The organism is Luteibacter sp. P4_E6, assembly GCF_056401535.1.
Genome location: NZ_JBFUJE010000603.1, coordinates 1 through 2,199 on the forward strand (window position 1 = coordinate 1; position 2,199 = coordinate 2,199).

The following is a 2,199-nucleotide window of genomic DNA, read 5'->3' on the forward strand; positions in this document are numbered from 1 at the left end:
GGACGAAGGCCTGCGTTTCGCGATCCGTGAAGGCGGTCGTACCGTCGGCGCCGGCGTCGTGGCAAAGATCAACAAGTAATACACGTGATGCCGGCCCCTTAGGGGCCGGCATCCCTACTGTTTCATTTGTACGCCAGTAGCTCAATTGGCAGAGCAGCGGTCTCCAAAACCGCAGGTTGGGGGTTCGAGTCCCTCCTGGCGTGCCATTCTTGAGCGCGCATGAACACGAAGGCAGAACAAGCCAAGGGTATGGGCCCGGCCGACATCGGCAAGCTAGCGCTTGCTTCCATCGTGCTCATCGCCGGCATCGTCGGTTTCTACTATTTCAGCGATAACCCGAACGTGCCGTCTTTCGCGCGCGTTATCGGCGTTATTGCCGCTGTTGCCGCCGCCCTGGCGATCGGTGCTTTTACGGTCCCTGGCCGTAAGCTTCGCGGCTTCATCGCCGAGTCGCAGTTCGAGTTGCGCAAGGTCGTCTGGCCGTCGCGCGACGAAACGCTGAAGACCACCGGTATCATCATCGTGGTCGTCATCATTCTCTCGCTGCTAATGGGGCTGATCGACTGGTTGTTGAAGACGGTCGTGCTCGATTGGCTGCTTAAGCTCGGACATTGAGGTAAGGCATGAGCAAACGCTGGTACGTGGTTCACGCCTATTCGGGGTTCGAACAGCAGGTTCGCAAGGCCCTGAACGAGCGCGTCGTGCGCGAGGGCATGGAAGAGAAGTTCGGTGAAATCCTGGTTCCGACCGAGGAAGTCATCGAGATGCGCGGCGGCCAGAAGCGTCGCAGCGAGCGCAAGTTCTTCCCCGGTTACGTTCTGGTGCAGATCGAAACCGATACCAACGGCAAGACGCCGCGTATCGACGACGAATGCTGGCATCTGGTCAAGGAAACCCCGAAGGTCATGGGGTTCATCGGCGGCACCGCCGACCGTCCGCACCCGATCAAGGACACCGAGGCCGAGGCCATCCTCAGCCGGGTCCGCGAAGGTGTCGAGAAGCCCCGTCCGAAGGTCCTCTTCGAGCCCGGCGAAATGGTCCGTGTCACCGAAGGTCCGTTCAACGACTTCAATGGCGTCGTTGAAGAAGTGAATTACGAAAAGAGCCGTCTGCGCGTCGCGGTGCTCATTTTCGGTCGTTCTACCCCGGTCGAGCTCGAATTCGGCCAGGTGGAGAAGGCCTAAGGGCCTCCTGGTCGGTTCTCCCGACCCATCCGGCACGGGCGTTGCTTAGCCCGCGCCGGACGCCTATAATGCCCGGTCCACGCTGGAGCTTTATGCTCCGGCGTGTCCGTGTTTCAGGGGTTCGCATAAGCGAATCCATCACCACCAGGGAAGGTCTACAGCGAGGAGCCGCAAGGCGCCAGCACTCGCGAGGAAAGTTAAATGGCAAAGAAAGTCATTGGTTACATCAAGTTGCAGGTGAAGGCCGGCCAGGCTAACCCCTCGCCGCCCGTCGGTCCGGCGCTCGGTCAGCGCGGCCTGAACATCATGGAGTTCTGCAAGGCGTTCAATGCCGCCACGCAGAAGCTCGAGCCGGGTCTCCCGATCCCGGTCGTGATCACGGCCTACTCGGACCGTACCTTCACCTTCATCACGAAGACCCCGCCGGCCTCGATCCTTCTCAAGAAGATCACGGGCGTGGCCAAGGGCTCGCCGAAGCCGAACACCGACAAGGTGGGTAAGGTCACCCGCGCCCAGCTCGAGGAAATCGCGAAGCAGAAGGAGCCGGATCTCACGGCTGCCGATCTGGATGCCGCCGTGCGTACGATCGCCGGCAGCGCGCGTTCCATGGGCCTGGTAGTGGAGGGTTAAGAAATGGCAAAGCTCACGAAGCGTATGAAGGCCGCCACGGCCGCCGTTCAGCCCGGCAAGACCTATGGTCTCGATGAGGCTCTGAAGATCGTCAAGGACAACGCCAAGGCGAAGTTCGCCGAGTCGGTGGATGTCTCCGTCCGTCTGGGCATCGACGCGAAGAAGTCGGACCAGGGCGTGCGCGGCTCCTCGCTGCTGCCGCACGGCACCGGCAAGACCATCCGCGTCGCCGTGTTCGTGCCGCCGGGTGAGAAGGCTGACGCCGCTCTCGCCGCGGGCGCCGACGCTGTCGGTATGGACGACCTCGCCGAGAAGATGGCCGCTGGCGATCTGAACTACGGCCGCGTCATTGCCACCCCGGACGCGATGCGCGTCGTCGGTAAGC

At 61.9% G+C, this 2,199-nt stretch carries 4 protein-coding genes, 1 tRNA gene and 1 pseudogene; all 6 read left to right on the forward strand.

Going from position 1 to position 2,199, the window contains the following annotated elements; all coding sequences use genetic code 11:
• A partial coding sequence (locus AC1DT2_RS21320; RefSeq protein ID WP_477298577.1) for an EF-Tu C-terminal domain-related protein occupies window positions 1-79 on the forward strand: 79 nt, incomplete at its 5' end.
• A gap of 51 nt (window positions 80-130) precedes the next feature.
• A tRNA-Trp gene (locus AC1DT2_RS21325) sits at window positions 131-206 on the forward strand.
• Between the two features lie 13 nt (window positions 207-219).
• Window positions 220-615 (forward strand): preprotein translocase subunit SecE, encoded by a 396-nt coding sequence (gene secE, locus AC1DT2_RS21330; RefSeq protein WP_063570534.1) that lies wholly within the window; start codon window positions 220-222, stop codon window positions 613-615.
• Between the two features lie 8 nt (window positions 616-623).
• Entirely contained in the window at window positions 624-1,184 is a 561-nt protein-coding gene (nusG, locus tag AC1DT2_RS21335; protein WP_063570533.1) for a transcription termination/antitermination protein NusG, read from the forward strand.
• 201 nt (window positions 1,185-1,385) lie between these two features.
• Window positions 1,386-1,814: a 50S ribosomal protein L11 gene (gene rplK, locus AC1DT2_RS21340; protein WP_046969514.1), complete on the forward strand. Its 429-nt coding sequence runs from the start codon at window positions 1,386-1,388 to the stop codon at window positions 1,812-1,814.
• 3 nt (window positions 1,815-1,817) lie between these two features.
• Window positions 1,818-2,199: pseudogene (gene rplA / locus AC1DT2_RS21345) on the forward strand (50S ribosomal protein L1); the annotation flags it as partial.

Coding starts and splice junctions, on each gene's coding strand:
- nusG (WP_063570533.1), top strand. CDS start 624: ATGAGCAAACGCTGGTACGTGGTTCACGCCTATTCGGGGTTCGAACAG.
- rplK (WP_046969514.1), top strand. CDS start 1,386: ATGGCAAAGAAAGTCATTGGTTACATCAAGTTGCAGGTGAAGGCCGGC.
- secE (WP_063570534.1), top strand. CDS start 220: ATGAACACGAAGGCAGAACAAGCCAAGGGTATGGGCCCGGCCGACATC.